The organism is Streptomyces sp. NPDC033845, assembly GCF_055576225.1.
The window spans coordinates 56,993-73,149 of sequence record NZ_JBVIRI010000024.1; the positions used below are offsets into that span (position 1 = coordinate 56,993).

At 73.5% G+C, this 16,157-nt stretch carries 15 protein-coding genes; 7 read left to right on the forward strand and 8 right to left on the reverse strand.

The genetic code is table 11. The annotated features are described in order from the left end of the window. The first annotated feature begins 13 nt into the window (after nt 1-13). Nucleotides 14-727, forward strand: a complete 714-nt coding sequence (locus tag ACZ50K_RS32615; RefSeq protein ID WP_468909872.1) for a DUF5995 family protein — start codon at nt 14-16, stop codon at nt 725-727. A gap of 65 nt (nt 728-792) precedes the next feature. On the opposite strand, the gene ACZ50K_RS32620 is transcribed toward ACZ50K_RS32615, so the two are convergent. From ACZ50K_RS32620 to ACZ50K_RS32635, 4 genes are all read right to left on the reverse strand, one after another. Then, nucleotides 793-2,505: a flavin monoamine oxidase family protein gene (locus ACZ50K_RS32620; protein WP_468909875.1), complete on the reverse strand. Its 1,713-nt coding sequence runs from the start codon at nt 2,503-2,505 to the stop codon at nt 793-795. A gap of 98 nt (nt 2,506-2,603) precedes the next feature. After that, nucleotides 2,604-3,410, reverse strand: coding sequence for a carbon-nitrogen hydrolase family protein (locus tag ACZ50K_RS32625; protein WP_468909877.1), 807 nt, complete (start codon nt 3,408-3,410; stop codon nt 2,604-2,606). A 155-nt stretch (nt 3,411-3,565) separates the two neighbouring features. Further along, the gene (locus ACZ50K_RS32630) at nt 3,566-4,021 is read right to left on the reverse strand and encodes an Lrp/AsnC family transcriptional regulator (protein ID WP_030027017.1); all 456 of its coding nucleotides are present in this window, start codon (nt 4,019-4,021) and stop codon (nt 3,566-3,568) included. 10 nt (nt 4,022-4,031) lie between these two features. Next, entirely contained in the window at nt 4,032-5,477 is a 1,446-nt protein-coding gene (locus ACZ50K_RS32635; protein WP_468909879.1) for an amino acid permease, read from the reverse strand. 403 nt (nt 5,478-5,880) lie between these two features. Here ACZ50K_RS32635 and ACZ50K_RS32640 point away from each other — a divergent pair, with 403 nt between their 5' ends. From ACZ50K_RS32640 to ACZ50K_RS32665, 6 genes are all read left to right on the forward strand, one after another. Further along, complete coding sequence (locus tag ACZ50K_RS32640) at nt 5,881-6,894, forward strand: GDSL-type esterase/lipase family protein (RefSeq protein WP_468909880.1); 1,014 nt, start codon at nt 5,881-5,883, stop codon at nt 6,892-6,894. 115 nt (nt 6,895-7,009) lie between these two features. Beyond that, nucleotides 7,010-7,966 carry an SCO0930 family lipoprotein gene (locus ACZ50K_RS32645; RefSeq protein ID WP_468909882.1) on the forward strand — a complete coding sequence of 319 codons (957 nt, stop codon included), beginning with the start codon at nt 7,010-7,012 and terminating at the stop codon, nt 7,964-7,966. A 47-nt stretch (nt 7,967-8,013) separates the two neighbouring features. Continuing rightward, a complete protein-coding gene (locus ACZ50K_RS32650; RefSeq protein ID WP_468909884.1) occupies nt 8,014-8,826 on the forward strand; it encodes a LytR/AlgR family response regulator transcription factor in 813 nt (270 codons plus the stop codon). A 177-nt stretch (nt 8,827-9,003) separates the two neighbouring features. After that, nucleotides 9,004-9,279 carry a hypothetical protein gene (locus ACZ50K_RS32655; RefSeq protein ID WP_468909886.1) on the forward strand — a complete coding sequence of 92 codons (276 nt, stop codon included), beginning with the start codon at nt 9,004-9,006 and terminating at the stop codon, nt 9,277-9,279. A gap of 78 nt (nt 9,280-9,357) precedes the next feature. After that, the gene (locus tag ACZ50K_RS32660) at nt 9,358-11,181 is read left to right on the forward strand and encodes a sodium/solute symporter (protein ID WP_468909889.1); all 1,824 of its coding nucleotides are present in this window, start codon (nt 9,358-9,360) and stop codon (nt 11,179-11,181) included. After that, a complete protein-coding gene (locus tag ACZ50K_RS32665; protein WP_468909891.1) occupies nt 11,178-12,398 on the forward strand; it encodes a histidine kinase in 1,221 nt (406 codons plus the stop codon). The genes ACZ50K_RS32660 and ACZ50K_RS32665 overlap by 4 nt, the downstream gene beginning before the upstream one ends. A gap of 103 nt (nt 12,399-12,501) precedes the next feature. On the opposite strand, the gene ACZ50K_RS32670 is transcribed toward ACZ50K_RS32665, so the two are convergent. The 4 genes from ACZ50K_RS32670 to ACZ50K_RS32685 all read right to left on the reverse strand — a co-directional run bounded on the left by ACZ50K_RS32670 (nt 12,502) and on the right by ACZ50K_RS32685 (nt 16,131). Next, nucleotides 12,502-13,944, reverse strand: coding sequence for a GuaB1 family IMP dehydrogenase-related protein (locus ACZ50K_RS32670; protein ID WP_468909893.1), 1,443 nt, complete (start codon nt 13,942-13,944; stop codon nt 12,502-12,504). Between the two features lie 198 nt (nt 13,945-14,142). Then, the gene (locus ACZ50K_RS32675; RefSeq protein WP_468909896.1) at nt 14,143-14,529 is read right to left on the reverse strand and encodes a barstar family protein; all 387 of its coding nucleotides are present in this window, start codon (nt 14,527-14,529) and stop codon (nt 14,143-14,145) included. Next, nucleotides 14,526-15,011 carry a guanyl-specific ribonuclease gene (locus ACZ50K_RS32680; RefSeq protein ID WP_468909898.1) on the reverse strand — a complete coding sequence of 162 codons (486 nt, stop codon included), beginning with the start codon at nt 15,009-15,011 and terminating at the stop codon, nt 14,526-14,528. The genes ACZ50K_RS32675 and ACZ50K_RS32680 overlap by 4 nt, the downstream gene beginning before the upstream one ends. A 73-nt stretch (nt 15,012-15,084) precedes the next feature. Continuing rightward, nucleotides 15,085-16,131 carry a sugar-binding transcriptional regulator gene (locus ACZ50K_RS32685; protein ID WP_468909900.1) on the reverse strand — a complete coding sequence of 349 codons (1,047 nt, stop codon included), beginning with the start codon at nt 16,129-16,131 and terminating at the stop codon, nt 15,085-15,087. Nucleotides 16,132-16,157: the final 26 nt, after the last annotated feature.

Here is a 16,157-nt window from a genome sequence, read left to right on the forward strand (position 1 = left end):
GACCCTGCCTCGCATGGATGCGGTACTGGCGCGGATGCGCGCCCTGGAGCGGCGGCTGCCCGCGCACGACGGTGTCGCGGTCTTCAACCGGGTGTACCTGACGGTCACCGAGGCCCTGCACCACCGGATCGACGGCGGCGGGTTCCCGGAGCCGCACCGGGCCGAGGGGCTGACCGTACGCTTCGCCGAGCACTACCTCGGGGCGGTGGAGGCCGCCGCCGGGGGTGACCGCACCCCCGCGTGCTGGCGGCCGCTGTTCCAGCAGCGCCGGCATCCCGGGGTGCGGCCGCTGCAGTTCGCACTGGCCGGGATCAACGCCCACATCGGGCACGACCTGGCCCTGGCCGTGGTCTCCTGCTGCCGGTCCCTGGACTGCCCGCCGGCCGCCCTGGAAGCCGATTTCGACCGGGTCGGCGACACCCTGGTGGCACTGGAGGAACGCATCCGGGAGGACCTGATGCCGGGCCCGGACCTGCTGGAGGTCGCCGATCCGGTCACCCATCTGCTGGGCTCCTGGAGCCTCCAGCGGGCCCGGGACGGCGCCTGGGCCGCGGCCCGGCTGCTGTGGACCCTGCGGCGCAGCCCCGAGCTGGCGGAGGAGTTCACCCGCACCCTGGACTCGGGGGTCGGCCTGGTCGGCCGCTGTCTGCTGACCCCGCTGGGCGGGGTGCCCCGGCCCCGCCGGACAGGGGAACCGGCCGTCACCGCGACGGGGGTGGCGCGGTGACGGCCGGAGTGTGGTGACCGGGGGCGAAGTGACCGCCGGGGCCAGGTGACCGGCGGGTCCGGGGATCAGTCCTCGGGGAGCTCCACCGGGGCGATGTCCTCGTAGACGTCGCCGGGGCCCGGGTTGGTGGCGTCGGTGCCGCCGCCGAGGTGGTGCATCACGCCCCAGACCGCGTTGAGCGCGGTCTGCACGGCGCCCTCGGCCCAGCCGGCCGTCCAGGAGATGTCGTCGCCGGCCAGGAAGATGCCGCGCTTGTCCTCGGGCAGCCGGTCCTGCATGAAGTGGGTGAACAGGCGCCGCTGGTAGCGGTAGTGGCCGGGCAGGTTGGCCTTGAACGCGCCCATGAAGTAGGGCTCGTCCTCCCAGGACACGGTCACCGGGTTGCCGATGATGTGGCGGCGGACGTCCACCTTGGGGTAGATCTCGCCGAGGGACTTCAGCATGACCTCCATCCGCTCGTTCGCGGACAGCGGCAGCCACTTGAGGCTGTCGTCGCACCAGGTGTAGGAGAGGCAGATGACGGCGGGCTTGTCCGGGCCGTTGTCCAGCAGATAGGTGCCGCGGGTCATCCGGTCGGTGAGCGTCATCGACATGACGTCCCGCCCGGTCGGGTTCCCGGCGTCGTCGACGGCCTTGTCCAGCCAGAACGGCCGGTCGACGGGGACGAACAGCTTCGAGGACTCCATGTAGTGGGTGCGCTCGATCGCCGTCCAGTGGTCGATCGGGAAGAGCGTGTCATCGCACTCGATCTTGGACAGCAGCATCCAGGACTGGGCGGTGAAGATCGCGGCCCGGTAGGTGCGGATGTCGCCGGAGGAGTCGGTGACGGTGATCCGGTTGCCGGCGGTGCGGTGCAGCCGGGTCACGGCCGGCCGGGGGGTGCCCTCGTGCAGGCTGGACAGCGAGGTGCCCGGGGCCCAGTGGACGATCTTTCCGGGCTCGCGCTCCCACAGTCGCAGCGGCAGCTGCTGGGAGCCGCCGACGATACCGCGGTGGTGGTCGTCGGCCTCGGTGTAGACGACCCGGAGGATCTCCAGGATGGAGTTCGGGAAGTCGGTGTCCCAGCCGCCGGTGCCGAAGCCGACCTGGCCGAAGATCTCCCGCTTGCGGAAGGACTTGAAGGCCTCGGACTTGCAGAGGAAGCCGTAGAAGGTCTCGTCGTCGAGCTTCTCGACCAGCTTGGCCCAGATCTCCCGGATCCGCGGGACGTCCCGCTCGCGCATCGCGGTGTTCATGTCGGAGAAGTCGGCGCCCTCGTCCAGGCAGGCGTTCCAGGCCTCGGCCACGTCGCGGTAGATCTGCGGGAGGTCCGCGATGGTCTCGGCGTAGTGGGTCTCGCCCTTGAGGTCCACCACCGTGGAGGGGGTGGCCTCGGCGAGCGGGTTCGGGAACGGCTCGGTGACCAGGCCGACCAGGTCGATGTAGTGCTGGAGGGCGGTCGAGGAGGGCGGGAAGCGCATGGCGCCCATCTCGGCGGTGAGGCCCTCGGTCTCGGCGCCCTCGAAGCCGACGGTGCGCAGCCGGCCGCCGATCTGGTCGGCCTCGTAGACGACGGGCTTGAGGCCCATCTTCATCAGCTCGTAGGCGGAGACGATGCCGGAGAGTCCGCCGCCGATGACGGCGACCTCGGTGCCGTGCTCGGTCGCGGGTATCTGGCCCAGGCCCGCCGGGTGGGCGAGGAAGTCGTCGTAGGCGTACGGGAAGTCCGGGCCGAACATGGTGATCGGCGGCTGACCGTCGCTGTGCGGGACGGCGGTGGTGGGCAGCGTGGACGTCATGGGGTACGGCTCCTTGCGGGCGGGGCGCGGTGGTGCGGCAGGCGGTGCGGTGGGGGGTCCGGATCGGCGGTCCGGCCGGGCGGTCCCGGCCGCCGGGGTCAGATCAGCGAGGCGTAGAGGCCGGGGCGGCGGTCGCGCAGATAGGGGTTGGTCTCGCGGGAGGCGCGGAGCAGCTCGGGGTCGGCCTCGCCGAACACCAGCTCCTCGCCGCGGCCGGCCCGGGTGCGGGTGGTGCCGTCCGGGCTCGCCAGGCAGGACAGTCCGACGAACTCGAACTCTCCCTCGGGGCCGGTGCGGTTGACGTACGCGATGTACATCTGGTTCTCGAAGGCCCGGACGGGCACGAGCTGTTCGGCGACGAACTGGAAGGGGTGCATCTGCGCGGTGGGCACCAGCAGCAGGTCGGTGCCGGCCAGCGCGTGGGCGCGGACGTTCTCGGGGAACTCGACGTCGTAGCAGACCATGACGCCGATCCGGAGGCCGTTCAGCTCGGCCTGGACCACGGGGGTGTCCCCGGGGGTGAAGACCTCGCGCTCGAACCCGCCGAAGAGGTGCGTCTTGCGGTAGTTGGCGAGGGAGCCGCCGTCGGGGCCGATCAGCTGGGCGGAGTTGTGGATCCGGCCGGTGTCGGGGTCGCGCTCGGGGTAGCCGTAGAGCACGGCCAGTCCGTTGCGGCGGGCGATCTCGCCGATGGTGCGGGCGGACATGCCGTCGCGGGTCTCGGCGAGGCCCGGGAGCTCGGCCGGGTCGAGGGCGTAGCCGGTGAGGAACATCTCCGGTGCCACCAGCAGCCCGGCCCCCGCCTGTGCGGCGCGCGCGGCGGCCTCGTCGAGCACCTTCAGGTTCTCGGCGACGTCGCCGAGTCGTCCGGAGCTCTGGAGGAGGGCGGTGCGCAGCGGGGGCATGGGCGTACCTCTGTGGCAGGTGGGGCGGGGTGCGGTCCTATAAACGGTACGTTTTGCCCGGCTGCGGGGACAAGGCGCGTTTGTTGCGCGCGCGGCGTCGATCCGTTGCGCCTTACGGGGCCCTCGCGGCGATTCGTTGCGCGATGGGCCGGTGGTCAGGCCGGGGCGCCGGAGGTGAAGCGGCGGAGCAGCGGGGAGAGGACCAGGACGGACTTGGTGCGTTCCACGAAGGGCTCGCCGGCGATGCGTTCCAGGACCCGCTCGAAGTGGCGCATGTCGGAGGCGAAGATCTGGACGAGGGCGTCCGCGTCGCCGGTGACGGTCGACGCGGACACCACCTCGGGGTACCGCTCCAGGCCCCGCCGGATGTCGTCCGGCGAGGTGTTGTGGCGGCAGTAGATCTCGATGAAGCCCTCGGTCTCCCAGCCCATGGCGGCCGGGTCCACGCGGACGGTGAAGCCGGTGATCGCGCCCTCGGCCCGGAGGCGGTCCACCCGGCGCTTGACGGCGGGGGCGGAGAGTCCGACCTCGGAGCCGATGTCCGCGTAGGAGCGGCGGGCGTCCTCGGCGAGGGCGTGCACGATGCGTTCGTCGAGATCGTTCAGTCGCACTGCGGGCGGATCACTTCTCTGCGGTGGCCAGTCGGGAGCGGCGGATGCCGTAGAGGAAGTAGAACACGAGGCCCACGACCATCCAGCCACCGAAGACGATCCAGGTGGCGGTGTCCAGGCTGAACATCATGTAGCCGCAGGCCGCGAAGCCGAGGATGGGGGTGATCGGGAACAGTGCCACCTTGAAGGTGCGGGGCATGTCGGGTCGGGTGCGGCGCAGGATGACCACGGCGACGTTGACCAGGGCGAAGGCGAAGAGGGTGCCGATGCTGGTGGCGTCGGCCAGCTTGCCGAGCGGGATGGTGGCGGCGAGGACCCCGCAGAAGAGGGAGACGATGACCACGTTGGTGCGGGGGGCGCCGGTGCGCGGGTTGACCTTGGAGAAGGCCTTGGGGACGAGGCCGTCGCGGGACATCGCGAAGAGGATGCGGGTCTGGCCGTAGAGGACGGCGAAGACGACGGAGGCGATGGCGATGACGGCGCCGGCGGCGAGGACCACGCCCCAGAAGGTGTGTCCGGTGACGTCGGTCATGATCTGGGCCAGGGCGGCCTCGGTGCCCTCGAAGTCCTTCCAGGGCATGGCGCCGACGGCGACGAAGGCGACGAGGACGTAGAGCACCGTGACGATCAGCAGCGAGAGCATGATCGCGCGGGGCAGGTCGCGCTTGGGGTTCTTGGCTTCCTCGCCGGCGGTGGAGGCGGCGTCGAAGCCGATGTAGGAGAAGAAGAGGGTGGCGGCGGCGGCGCTGATGCCGGCCTGGCCGAGCGGGGCGAAGTCGGAGTAGTTGCCGGACTTGACGCCCATGAAGCCGATGCCGATGAAGAGCAGCAGGGTGACGATCTTCACCGCGACCATGATCGAGTTGATCCGGGCGCTCTCCTTGGCGCCGCCCATCAGGAAGACCATGGCGAGCAGGACCACGACCAGCGCCGGCAGGTTGATGTAGCCGCCCTCGCCCAGCGGGGCGGAGAGGCTCTCGGGGATGGTGATCCCGATGGTGCCGTCGAGGAGTTCGTTCAGGTACTCGCCCCAGCCGACGGCGACCGCCGCGACGGAGACCCCGTACTCCAGGACCAGGCACCAGCCGCAGATCCAGGCGACGAGCTCGCCCATGGTGGCGTACGAGTAGGAGTACGAGGAGCCGGAGACGGGGACGGATCCGGCCAGCTCGGCGTAGGACAGGGCGGAGAACAGGGCGGTCAGGCCGGCGATGACGAAGGAGATCGTCACGGCGGGTCCGGCCTTGGGGGCCGCGGTGCCGAGGACGACGAAGATGCCGGTGCCCAGGGTCGCGCCGATGCTGATCATGGTCAGCTGCCACATGGTGAGCGAGCGGCGGAGCATGCCGCCCTCGCCCTGGCCCGCCTCGCTGACGAGCCGCTCCACGGGCTTGCGGCGGAGCAGCGGATTGACGGGCCGCGCGGTGAGCGGGGGCGCCTGGCCTTGGTCCAGCACGGAGGACTCCTATCGACACTGCGGATCGGGGGTTGAGGCGTCGACCGCGGCGAGTCCGAGCAGGAGCGGGCCTCGAAGGAGGCCTGAGCAGGGGGACCGCCGGGGAGGCGGTCGCGCCACTCCACGTACAGCGAGTGAGCCTAGGGGCAGAGGGTTCCCGCCCGTAATGCACCATCCTTGCATATTCGCGAACGATCGTTGCACGGATCTGTCCGGGATGGCCGTTTGTTGCGTAAGGACGATCGATCAATGCGCGGTCACTCTGCGCGATGGTCATTGACAAGTCGTCAGATCTGCCGGAGCCTGCCGCCGGTGGAACGGGCCCCCGGCGGGGTAGCCGCAGGGATAGCCGGAGCACGGCGGGCGCGGTCCGGCGCCCCCGCCCGACGATCGGAGGCCGAGGGTGAACGCTGACGGGCGGTGGCTGGAGCCGGGACCGTATCTGCGCGGGGTGGCCTGGCTGGACCGGGACCGCCCGGTGCGGGCCGACCCCGCCGACACCATGCGACTGCCCTGGGACACCGGGGAGCGGGCCACCCTGCCGATCGGGGTCCGGCTCGAATTCGGCACCGACCCCGACCGGCCGGCCCGGGCCGCGGAGATCCGCTACCGGGCGACCGTGCCCGGCCCCACCGACTCCCTGCGGGACCTCGCCCATGTCTTCGCCCTGTGGAACCGGGACGGGATGCTCGCCGAGACCGTCACCGAACCCGCCGCCGAGGCGGTGCTGCGGATCGAGCTGCCGCCCGGGCGCGGCCCCTACACCCTGCACCCGCCCGAGACCCAGTCCCCGCTGCTCCTCGGACTGCGCGGCATCGGCGGACCGCTGCTGCCGCCCGCCGCCGCCCCGCGCTGGGTGGTGCACGGGGACTCCATCACCGAGGGCTGGTGGTCCACCCGGCCCGCGCACGGCTGGCCCGCGGTGGCCGGCCGGGCCCTGGGCTGGGACACCGTGAACCTCGGCTACGCCGGAGCGGCCCGCGGGGAACTCGCCACCGCCGAACAGCTCGCCGCCCTCCCCGCCGACGCCCTGACCCTGGCCTTCGGCACCAACTGCTGGTCCCGGGTGCCGTATTCGGCACCACTGCTCTACGAGACCACCCGGGCGTTCCTGGAACTGGTCCGCCAGGGCCACCCGCGCACCCCGCTGCTGCTGGTCTCCCCCGTCCTGCGGCCGGACGCCGAACGCACCCCCAACCGGCTCGGCGCCACCCTGGGGGCGCTGCGGGACGCCATGGAACGGGCGGTGACCGACCGGGTCGCGGGCGGCGACGAGCACCTGGCGCTGCTGCCCGGCCGGGACGTGCTCGGACCGGAGCACCTGGCGGACGGACTGCACCCCAACGACGCCGGGCACGCACTCCTGGGGATGACCGTGGTCACGGCCCTGCGCCGGGCCGGGTTCACCGGAGGCTGAGTGAACCTCCCCACACCCGCCGGATCGAACCCGGCGGGGCCGGCGGGCCGTGTCTCCCACGACTGCCCGCCGGAGGCCGCGGGCGGCAGGGAACGACACAGTGGGAGACAACACCATGGGCACAGTGCGCGGAACGTCCCTCGCGGCCGTGGCGGTCGCCATCGTCCTCGCGGCCACCGCCTGCGGGCCGGCCGAGGACCGGGGGGCCGGGCCGGCGGGCGCCGGCGCGTCCGGCTCCGTCGCCCCGCCCGCGGCCCCCGCCGCGGACCCGGCCGCCGGCGGGGACCCGTACGCCCCGGCCGGCCCCACCGGCCGGACCACCCCGGCCGGCACCCTGCGGATCGCCGAGGACCCGGCCCTCGGGGCGGTCCTGACCGATGCCGCCGGCTTCACCCTCTACCGCTTCGACCCGGACACCGCGAAGCCCTCGAAGGCCACCTGCGACGGGGACTGCGCCAAGGCCTGGCCGCCGGTCCCGGCCGCCGGCGCGGCCCCCGCGTCCGGACAGACCCCGGACCCGCTCGGTTCGGTGGTCCGCACGGACGGCGGCGAGCAGCTCACCGTGGGCGGCTGGCCCGCCTACCGGTTCGCGAAGGACACCGCGCCGGGCGACACCAGGGGACAGGGCGTGGGCGGCACCTGGTTCGCGCTGGCCCCGGACGGCAGGAAGGCCGCGAAGGGCACCGGGGACGCCAAGGACACCACGGGCGCCCTGCCCGGTCTCTCGGTCCGCCAGGACCCCCGGCTGGGCAGGCACATCGTGGACCGGAACGGGATGACCGTCTACCGGTTCAAGCCGGACACCGCCTGGCCGATGGTCTCCAAGTGCGTCGGCGACTGCCTGGAGAAGTGGCCCGTGGTCGCCCCGGTGGACAAGGCCGACACCAAGGGCGTCACCGGCCGCAACTTCCTGGTCCTGAACCGTCCGGACGGTGCCAGGCAGCAGACCGTGGACTGCTGGCCGATCTACACCTTCGCCCGGGACCGCAAGCCCGGCGACACCAACGGTCAGGGCGTGGGCGGCACTTGGTACGCCGTCGCCCCCGACGGCAAGCTGATCACCGTCAAGTAGCCCCGCCCGGGCTGCCGCACCGAGTACCGGGTCCTAGACTCCGCAGCATGTTGCGCGTACTGGCCGTGGACGACGAGGAGCCGCTCCTGGCGGAGCTCCTCTACCTGCTGCGCTCCGATCCCCGGGTGCACAGCGCGGAGGGCGCCTCGGACGCCACCGGGGCGCTCCGCCGGATCACCCGGGCGCTGGAGGCCGGACCGGGGGGCGGCGACGCCATCGACGTCGTCTTCCTCGACATCCACATGCCGGGCCTGACGGGTCTGGACATCGCCCGGCTGCTGGCGGGGTTCGCCCGGCCCCCGCTGATCGTGTTCGTCACCGCGCACGAGGGGTTCGCCGTCCAGGCCTTCGACCTGAAGGCGGTGGACTACCTGCTGAAACCGGTCCGGCCGGAACGGCTGGCCGAGGCGGTCCGCCGGGCCTGCGCCCTGCTCGCCCCGGCCGGGGAGGCCGCCCCGGCAACCGCGCCGACACCCGCACCGGCACCGGCACCGGCACCGGCACCGGCGACCGTTCCGGACCGGCTGCCCGACCAGATAGCCGTCGAACTGGGCGGGGTGACCCGGTTCGTGGCCATCGCGGACATCGCCTATGTGGAGGCCCAGGGCGACTACGCCCGGCTGCACACCGACGGGGGCAGCCATCTGGTCCGGATCCCGCTGTCCACCCTGGAGGAGCGCTGGGCGGCCCGCGGGTTCGTCCGGATCCACCGCCGGCACCTGGTGGCGCTGGGGCGGATCGACGAACTCCGGCTGGACTCCGGCAGCACCAGCGTCCGGATCGGCTCGGCCGAACTCCAGGTCAGCCGACGGCACTCCCGGGAGCTCCGGGACCTGCTGATGCGGCAGGCCACCGGCTGAGACCGGGGCCGCGACGGCCGCCGCGACGACGGCCGCTCGGCGCGGCCGCCGTGCCGTTCGTCGCGCCGCGGGCCTCGTACGGCGCTCCTCCCCCGCCGCCGAACGCAGCGCGGGCCCGCGGGCCCGTCCCCGCCCGGACCCGCACGTATCGTGGATCTTCCGGGCGGGAGGAGCGAGATGTCCGACATCCAGGCGCTGGTGGACGAACTGACCGGCCTGCCCCCGACCCGCCCCGCGGGACCGGAGGAGGCCACCGCCCTGCTGGCGGGGCTGCGCAGCGCGGCCGCCCGCTGGGCCGACGTGCTGTACGAGGCCGGGCAGGCCTCCCGGCCGCATCTGCCGCCCCGGGCCGAGGCCGCCGTGCTGCTGGCCTTCCGCCGGGCCGAACAGTCCTACGTGGAACTGGAGATCGCCCTCCGCGACTGCGCCGGCCACCGCGACCCGGTGCGCTAGCCGGTACGGGCAGGCCTGTTTCCGGACGCGCCCGTCTGCGTAGACTCCGGTCACTCCTCCCTGCCGAAGGACGGTCGGTTGAACCAGACGTACGCGCTGACCGCGGTCACCGCCGTCGTCCTGGCCACCGTGCTGGTCGGGGCGCTCGGGCTGCGGATATCCAGGACCACCTCGGACTTCTACGTGGCCTCGCGCACCGTGGGCCCCCGGCTGAACGCGGCGGCGATCGGCGGCGAGTACCTGTCCGCCGCCTCCTTCCTGGGGATCGCCGGGCTGCTGCTGCTCCAGGGGCCGGAGATGCTCTGGTACCCGGTGGGGTACACGGCGGGCTATCTGGTGCTGCTGGTGCTGGTGGCCGCCCCGCTGCGGCGGTCCGGGGCCTACACCCTGCCGGACTTCGCGCAGGCCCGGCTGGAGTCGCGGGCGGTCCGCCGGATCGCGGTGCTGTTCGTCCTCGGGGTGGGCTGGCTCTACCTGCTGCCGCAGTTGCAGGGCGCCGGGCTGACCCTGGAGATCCTGACCGGCGCCCCGACCTGGGTGGGCGAGGTGCTGGTGGCCTTCGTGGTCACGGCGGCGGTGGCGGCCGGCGGGATGCGCAGCATCACCTTCGTCCAGGCCTTCCAGTACTGGCTGAAGCTGACGGCCCTGCTGGTGCCGGCCTTATTCCTGCTGGCCGCCTGGGCGGGGGACGGCTCCCCGCGGGCCCGGTTCGACGCGGAGGCGGTGTTCCGCGAGCACACCTCGGTCACCGTCGCGGAGGAGCTGCGGATCTCCCTGCGCGAGCCGCTGGCCCTGACCGTGGACGGGAGGGTGGACGGCCGGGAGCACCACGGCGCCGAGGTCCCGCTGGGCCCGGGCCAGCACCGGGTGGGGGCCGGGACCGTGCTGGGGTTCCCGGCGGACGCCCCGGTCCCGGAGAGCCGCTCCGGTGCCGGGATGGGGGTGTCCAGCTGGTCCCAGCCGCTGTCCGGAGAGGACGCCGGGCACCGGCTGTACGCCACGTACGGGCTGATCCTGGCCACCTTCCTCGGCACCATGGGGCTGCCCCACGTGGCGGTCCGCTTCTACACCAGCCCGAACGGGCGGACGGCCCGGCGGACCACCCTGGTGGTGCTGGGCCTGGTCGGCGGGTTCTATCTGCTGCCCCCGGTGTACGGGGCGCTCGGCCGGATCTACGCCCCGGAGCTGGCGCTGACCGGGGCGGCGGACGCGGCGGTGCTGGTGCTGCCCGAGCGGATGATCGGCGGGACCGCGGGCGACCTGCTGGGGGCGCTGCTGGCGGGCGGGGCGTTCGCCGCGTTCCTGTCCACGGCGTCCGGGCTGACGATGGCGGTGGCCGGGGTGCTGCACCAGGACGTGATGACCGGGCGCGGTCCCCGGATGTTCCGGAGGACGCGGGCGTTCCGGGGATGGCCGGGGCCGCGGGTGTTCCACGGAGTGGGGATGTTCCGGCTGGCGGTGCCGGTGGCGATGGCGGTGCCGCTGGCCGGGAGCGTGGCGGCCAGCGCGGTGCCGGTGGCGGACGCGGTGGGGCTGGCCTTCGCGGTGTCCGCCTCCTCCTTCTGCCCGCTGCTGGTGCTGGGCATCTGGTGGCGGGGGCTGACCCCGCCCGGGGCGGTGGCCGGGCTGCTGGCCGGCGGCGGGGCCGCGCTGACCGCCGTACTGGCCACCCGGGCCGGGCTGGCGCCGGAGGGCTGGGCGCACACGCTGCTGGCCTGGCCGGCGGTCTGGTCGGTGCCGGTGGGCTTCCTGACGATGGTCCTGGTGTCGCTGGCCACCCGCGACCGGATCCCCCCGGGCACGGCGGCCACCCTGGCCCGGCTGCACCTGCCGGAGGACCTGGGCGCGCGGCCGGGGCCGCGGCCGGCCGGGCGGGTGCCCGGATCGCGGGGCGGCCGATGAGCGCGGGCACGTCGGCCGTCCTGGCCGCGGCGGGCGCGGCCGTCCCGGCGCTGCTGCTGGGCCTGTGGCTGGGGGGCCGGCGGGCCCGCCGGCCGGACGGCGGCGGGCCGGACCTCGGCACCCCGGTGGAGCGGGCCACCTTCCACACCCTGCACACCGCCTCGCTGGCCGCTCCGCCGCTGCGTGCCGGGCTGACCGGGGACGCGGCCCGCAAGGCCGCCCGACGGCTGCGGTCCCTGCTGGGCACCGAGGCGCTCTGTCTGACCGACCGGGAGGCGGTGCTGGCCTGGGACGGGCCGGGGGCCGACCATCACGAGCGGCGGGCCATGGAGCGGGTGCGGGAGATGCTGGACTCGGGTCGCAGTGCCAGCGTCCGGACCGGGTGCGGCCGGCCCGACTGCCCGCTGAGGTGGGCGGTGATCGCCCCGCTGACCGGTGAGGACGGGGTGCTGGGCGCGCTGGTGGCCTACGGCTCGCGGGAGTCGGCGGTGCTGGTGCGGGCGGCCGCGGAGGTGGCCCGCTGGGTGTCCGTGCAGCTGGAGCTGTCCGAGCTGGACCGGTCCCGGACCCGGCTGATGGAGGCGGAGATCAGGGCGCTGCGGGCGCAGATCTCCCCCCACTTCATCTTCAACTCGCTGGCCGCCATCGCCTCGTTCGTGCGGACCGACCCGGAGCGGGCCCGGGAACTGCTGCTGGAGTTCGCCGACTTCACCCGCTACTCCTTCCGCCGGCACGGCGACTTCACCACGCTGGCCGAGGAGTTGCGGTCGGTGGAGCAGTATCTGGCCCTGGCCGGGGCCCGGTTCGGGGAGCGGCTGAAGGTGACCCTGCAGGTGGCGCCGGAGGTGCTGCCGGTGGCGCTGCCGTTCCTGTGTCTCCAGCCGCTGGTGGAGAACGCGGTGAAGCACGGGGTGGAGGACTCCACGGACGCCTGCCGGATCACCATCGTGGCCCGGGACGCCGGTTCCGAGGCGCTGCTGACCATCGAGGACAACGGGGTGGGCATGGAGCCGGGGCTGCTGCGGCGGATCCTGGCCGGGGACCGCCCCGGATCGGCTTCGGGGATCGGGCTGACCAATGTGGACGAGCGGCTGCGTCAGGTGTACGGGGACGACCACGGGCTGGTGGCCGAGACCGGGGTGGGTGCCGGTATGAAGATCACCCTGCGGATCCCCAAGTACCGGCCGGGCGTCCACTCCTCGGGCCCGGGCCGCTGACGGCCGGGCTCCGGGAGCCCCGGGAACACCGCCGCCCGCCGTACCGGCCCGGAAGGGCGGTGCGGCGGGCGGGGACCCCGTGCGGCCCGGTCGGGCCCGGGGACTAGCTCCAGCTGGCGTGCAGCGGCTTGCCCTCGGCGTAGCCGGCGGCGGACTGGATGCCGACCACGGCGTTCTCCTCGAACTCCGCGAGGGAGCCGGCACCGGCGTAGGTGCAGGAGGAGCGGACACCGGCGATGATCGAGTCGATCAGGTCCTCGACGCCCGGACGGGCCGGGTCCAGGAACATCCGCGAGGTGGAGATGCCCTCCTCGAACAGGGCCTTGCGGGCCCGGTCGTAGGCCGACTCCTCGCTGGTGCGGTTCCGCACGGCGCGGGCCGAGGCCATGCCGAAGGACTCCTTGTACAGCCGGCCGTCGGCGGCCTGCTGGAGGTCGCCCGGGGACTCGTAGGTGCCGGCGAACCAGGAGCCGATCATGACGTTGGAGGCGCCGGCGGCCAGCGCCATCGCCACGTCGCGCGGGTGGCGGACACCGCCGTCGGCCCAGACGTGCTTGCCGTACTTCTTCGCCTCGGCGGCGCACTCCAGCACCGCGGAGAACTGCGGGCGGCCCACACCGGTCATCATCCGGGTGGTGCACATGGCGCCGGGGCCCACACCGACCTTGATGATGTCGGCGCCGGCCTCGATGAGGTCCTTGACGCCCTCGGCGGCGACGATGTTGCCGGCCACGATCGGGACCCGCGGGTCCAGGGCGCGGACCGCCCTGATCGCGTTGATCATGGATTCCTGGTGGCCGTGCGCGGTGTCGATGACGAGCGTGTCCACGCCCGCGTCGAGGAGCTGCTTGGCCTTCTCCACGAAGTCGCCGTTGATGCCGACGGCCGCGGCGATCCGCAGCCTGCCCTCGGCGTCGACGGCCGGGGAGTACAGGGTGGCGCGCAGGGCGCCCTTGCGGGTCAGGATGCCGACGAGCCGGCCGTCCTTGTCGACCGCGGGGGCCAGCTTGCGGTGGCCGGCGTCGAGGGTGTTGAAGGCCTCGCGGGGGTCGATGTCGGCGTCGATGAGCAGCAGCTCCTTCGACATGACCTCGGAGAGCTGGGTGAAGCGGTCCACACCGGTCAGGTCGTGGTCGGTGACCACGCCGACCGGCCGGTTGTCCTCGTCCACGACCACACCGGCGCCGTGGGCCCGCTTGGGCAGCAGCGACAGGGCGTCGGCGACGGTCTGGGTGGGCGCCAGCGTGATCGGGGTGTCGAGCACGTGGTGGCGGGTCTTCACCCAGGAGATGACGTCGGTGACGACGTCGATCGGGATGTCCTGCGGGATGACGACGATGCCGCCCCGGCGGGCGACCGTCTCGGCCATCCGGCGACCGGCGATGGCGGTCATGTTGGCGACGACGAGGGGGATGGTCGTCCCCGTGCCGTCGGGAGAGGAGAGGTCGACGCCCTGGCGGGAACCCACCGCCGAACGGCTCGGCACCATGAACACGTCGTCGTACGTCAGGTCGTACGGCGGCTTCAGGTCATTGAGGAAACGCACGTGCTAAATCCCAGTCGATCGATGGTGACCCTCGGACAGGGCAGCCGAGGAAAACGCACGTACTTCATTCTCCCATGTCCGGGGGTTTACACCGCCCCGGCCGATCGTCCAGGACATTTCGGCCCGCTTGGTCCTTTCCTACGGGCCGAAGGTCCCGCCCGGCCACGGCTTCCGGCCCGCTCGCGCTCTCCGGACCGGCTACGGCTTCCGGGCGGGCTTCGGCGGGCCCGGCTTGGGCGGGGCGGCCAGCAGGGCCTCCAGGCCGCCCTCCCAGAAGTCGACGGCGGACTCCAGGATCTCCGTGAAGGTCTCCCAGTCCTCCGGCCGCGCCTTCGCGTAGCCCCGCCAGGAGGTCACCACCAGCAGCCGGCCGGGGGCCTCCGGCAGCCAGGACAGGTCGTGCAGGGAGTCGGCGAGCGCGTCCCAGTTGCGGCCGGCCCAGCCGGGGGTCGCCAGGGCCTCGGCGCAGGCGTCGAGCAGGCCGGTCTTGGTCCGTACTCCGGCGAGGTCGAGCCGGAGGACCGTCCGGCCCGCCGCGGCCGCTGCCGCCAGGGCCGGGGCCGCCGGCCTCGGGTCCAGGGTCATCGGAGTACCGCCTCGAAGGTCTGGTAGTGGTCCCCCGTGTAGTAGAACTCCCCGCCCCGGCCGGTCACGATCCGGCGGGCCCCGCGGTCGCGTTCGCCCGGGGTCCGGACCGTGAACTCGTGGTAGTAGCCCCGTTTCTGCCGGGGCAGCGCCTTCTCGAAGTTGCCAAAGACGGTGCCGTCCTGCCGGTACGGGTAGGGGCCGCCCCGGTCGATCAGCGCGAGGGTCTCCCGGGCCTGCCGGGGCAGGTCCGCGGCCCGGACCACGGCCATCCCGCGGGCCCAGCCGGGCCGTTCCGCGGTGTCCCCGCGGGCCGTGCCCGAGGGGGCGGGCACCGAGGGCCCGCGGCCGGTCGGTGCACCCGTGGCAGCCGTCGGGGGCGGGGCGCCCCCCGTGCCGCCGCCGCAGGCGACGGCGCCCAGACACAGCAGCACGGCGGCCAGCGCCCACAGCACCAGACGCGGCCCACTCCGGAAGATCATGCGCCCGATGCTGCCAAACATCCCGGATCGCGGCGAATCGGACATCCGCTGCGCCGCCCGGCCGCGTGGTGGATCAGTCGTCCGGGTCGGCCCGCTCCAGCGCCGGCCGAAGCCCCGGCTGGGATTCGGTGAGCAGGTAGTCGGCGGCCGCGGTGTCGGTGACCAGGCTGGTCACCAGCCCGGACCGCAGGACGGCCCCGATCGCGGAGGCCTTGCGCAGTCCGCCGGCGATGGCGACCACCTCGGGGATCCGCCGCAGCCGGTCCGCCTCCACCGTGATGCAGCGTTCGCCGAGGTCCCGGCCGACCCGCCGCCCCTCGGCGTCGAAGAGGTGCGCGGACATCTCGGCGGCCACGCCCAGCGAGGCGTAGTGCGCCCGCTCCTCGTCGGACAGCATGTCGTGCACGGTGGAGATGCCGGGCTCCCAGGAGCCGATGGACACGGCCGCCACGGTCACCTTGTCGAAGTACTCGAAGGCGCGGGCGATCCCGGTCTGGTTGCGCAGGGCGGCGGCGGTGGCCGGGTCGGGCAGCAGCATCGGGGCGTAGATCGGGTGCGCGTCGCCGCCGGAGACCTGGGCGGCCCGTCGGACCGCCTCCACCGAGCCGCGCTCGGCGGTGCCCGCGTCGTAGACACCGGTCAGCTGGACCACGGTGCACTGCGGCAGCCGGTGCAGGGCGGCGGCCATGTGGATGGTCGAGCGGCCCCAGGCCAGACCGAGCACATCGCCCTCGTCGACCAGCTCGCCGAGCAGGTCCGCGGCGACCGCGCCCAGGTTCTCGGGGTCGGGCGCGTCCTCGGTGACCTCGGCCGGGGACTCCACGACCACCGCGTGCCGCAGGCCGTAGCGGGCGCGCAGCGCGTCGGAGCGCTCCGCGTCCAGCTCGGCCGGCACCCGGATCTCGATGCGGACGAGGTCCCGTTCCAGTGCGGTCTCCAGGACCCGGGCCACCTTGAAGCGGCTCACGCCGAACTCCTCGGCGATCTGGATCTTGGACTTTCCTTCGAGGTAGAAGCGGCGGGCCATGGCCGCCGCCTGCACCAGCTCCGCGGGTCCCATCCGCAGGGCTGACCGTCCCGCCGGCGTTGCAGACACCGCGCTCTCCTCACTGCTGTTCACACTCTCGACTCGCCGTTCATCCTGTC

Bases quoted from the DNA above. Each gene is read 5' to 3' on its own strand.
- ACZ50K_RS32675 (WP_468909896.1), bottom strand. From the start codon at position 14,529: ATGACCCTGGACCCGAGGCCGGCGGCCCCGGCCCTGGCGGCAGCGGCC.
- ACZ50K_RS32655 (WP_468909886.1), top strand. From the start codon at position 9,004: ATGTCCGACATCCAGGCGCTGGTGGACGAACTGACCGGCCTGCCCCCG.
- ACZ50K_RS32615 (WP_468909872.1), top strand. From the start codon at position 14: ATGGATGCGGTACTGGCGCGGATGCGCGCCCTGGAGCGGCGGCTGCCC.
- ACZ50K_RS32625 (WP_468909877.1), bottom strand. From the start codon at position 3,410: ATGCCCCCGCTGCGCACCGCCCTCCTCCAGAGCTCCGGACGACTCGGC.
- ACZ50K_RS32645 (WP_468909882.1), top strand. From the start codon at position 7,010: ATGGGCACAGTGCGCGGAACGTCCCTCGCGGCCGTGGCGGTCGCCATC.
- ACZ50K_RS32665 (WP_468909891.1), top strand. From the start codon at position 11,178: ATGAGCGCGGGCACGTCGGCCGTCCTGGCCGCGGCGGGCGCGGCCGTC.
- ACZ50K_RS32650 (WP_468909884.1), top strand. From the start codon at position 8,014: ATGTTGCGCGTACTGGCCGTGGACGACGAGGAGCCGCTCCTGGCGGAG.
- ACZ50K_RS32620 (WP_468909875.1), bottom strand. From the start codon at position 2,505: ATGACGTCCACGCTGCCCACCACCGCCGTCCCGCACAGCGACGGTCAG.
- ACZ50K_RS32680 (WP_468909898.1), bottom strand. From the start codon at position 15,011: ATGATCTTCCGGAGTGGGCCGCGTCTGGTGCTGTGGGCGCTGGCCGCC.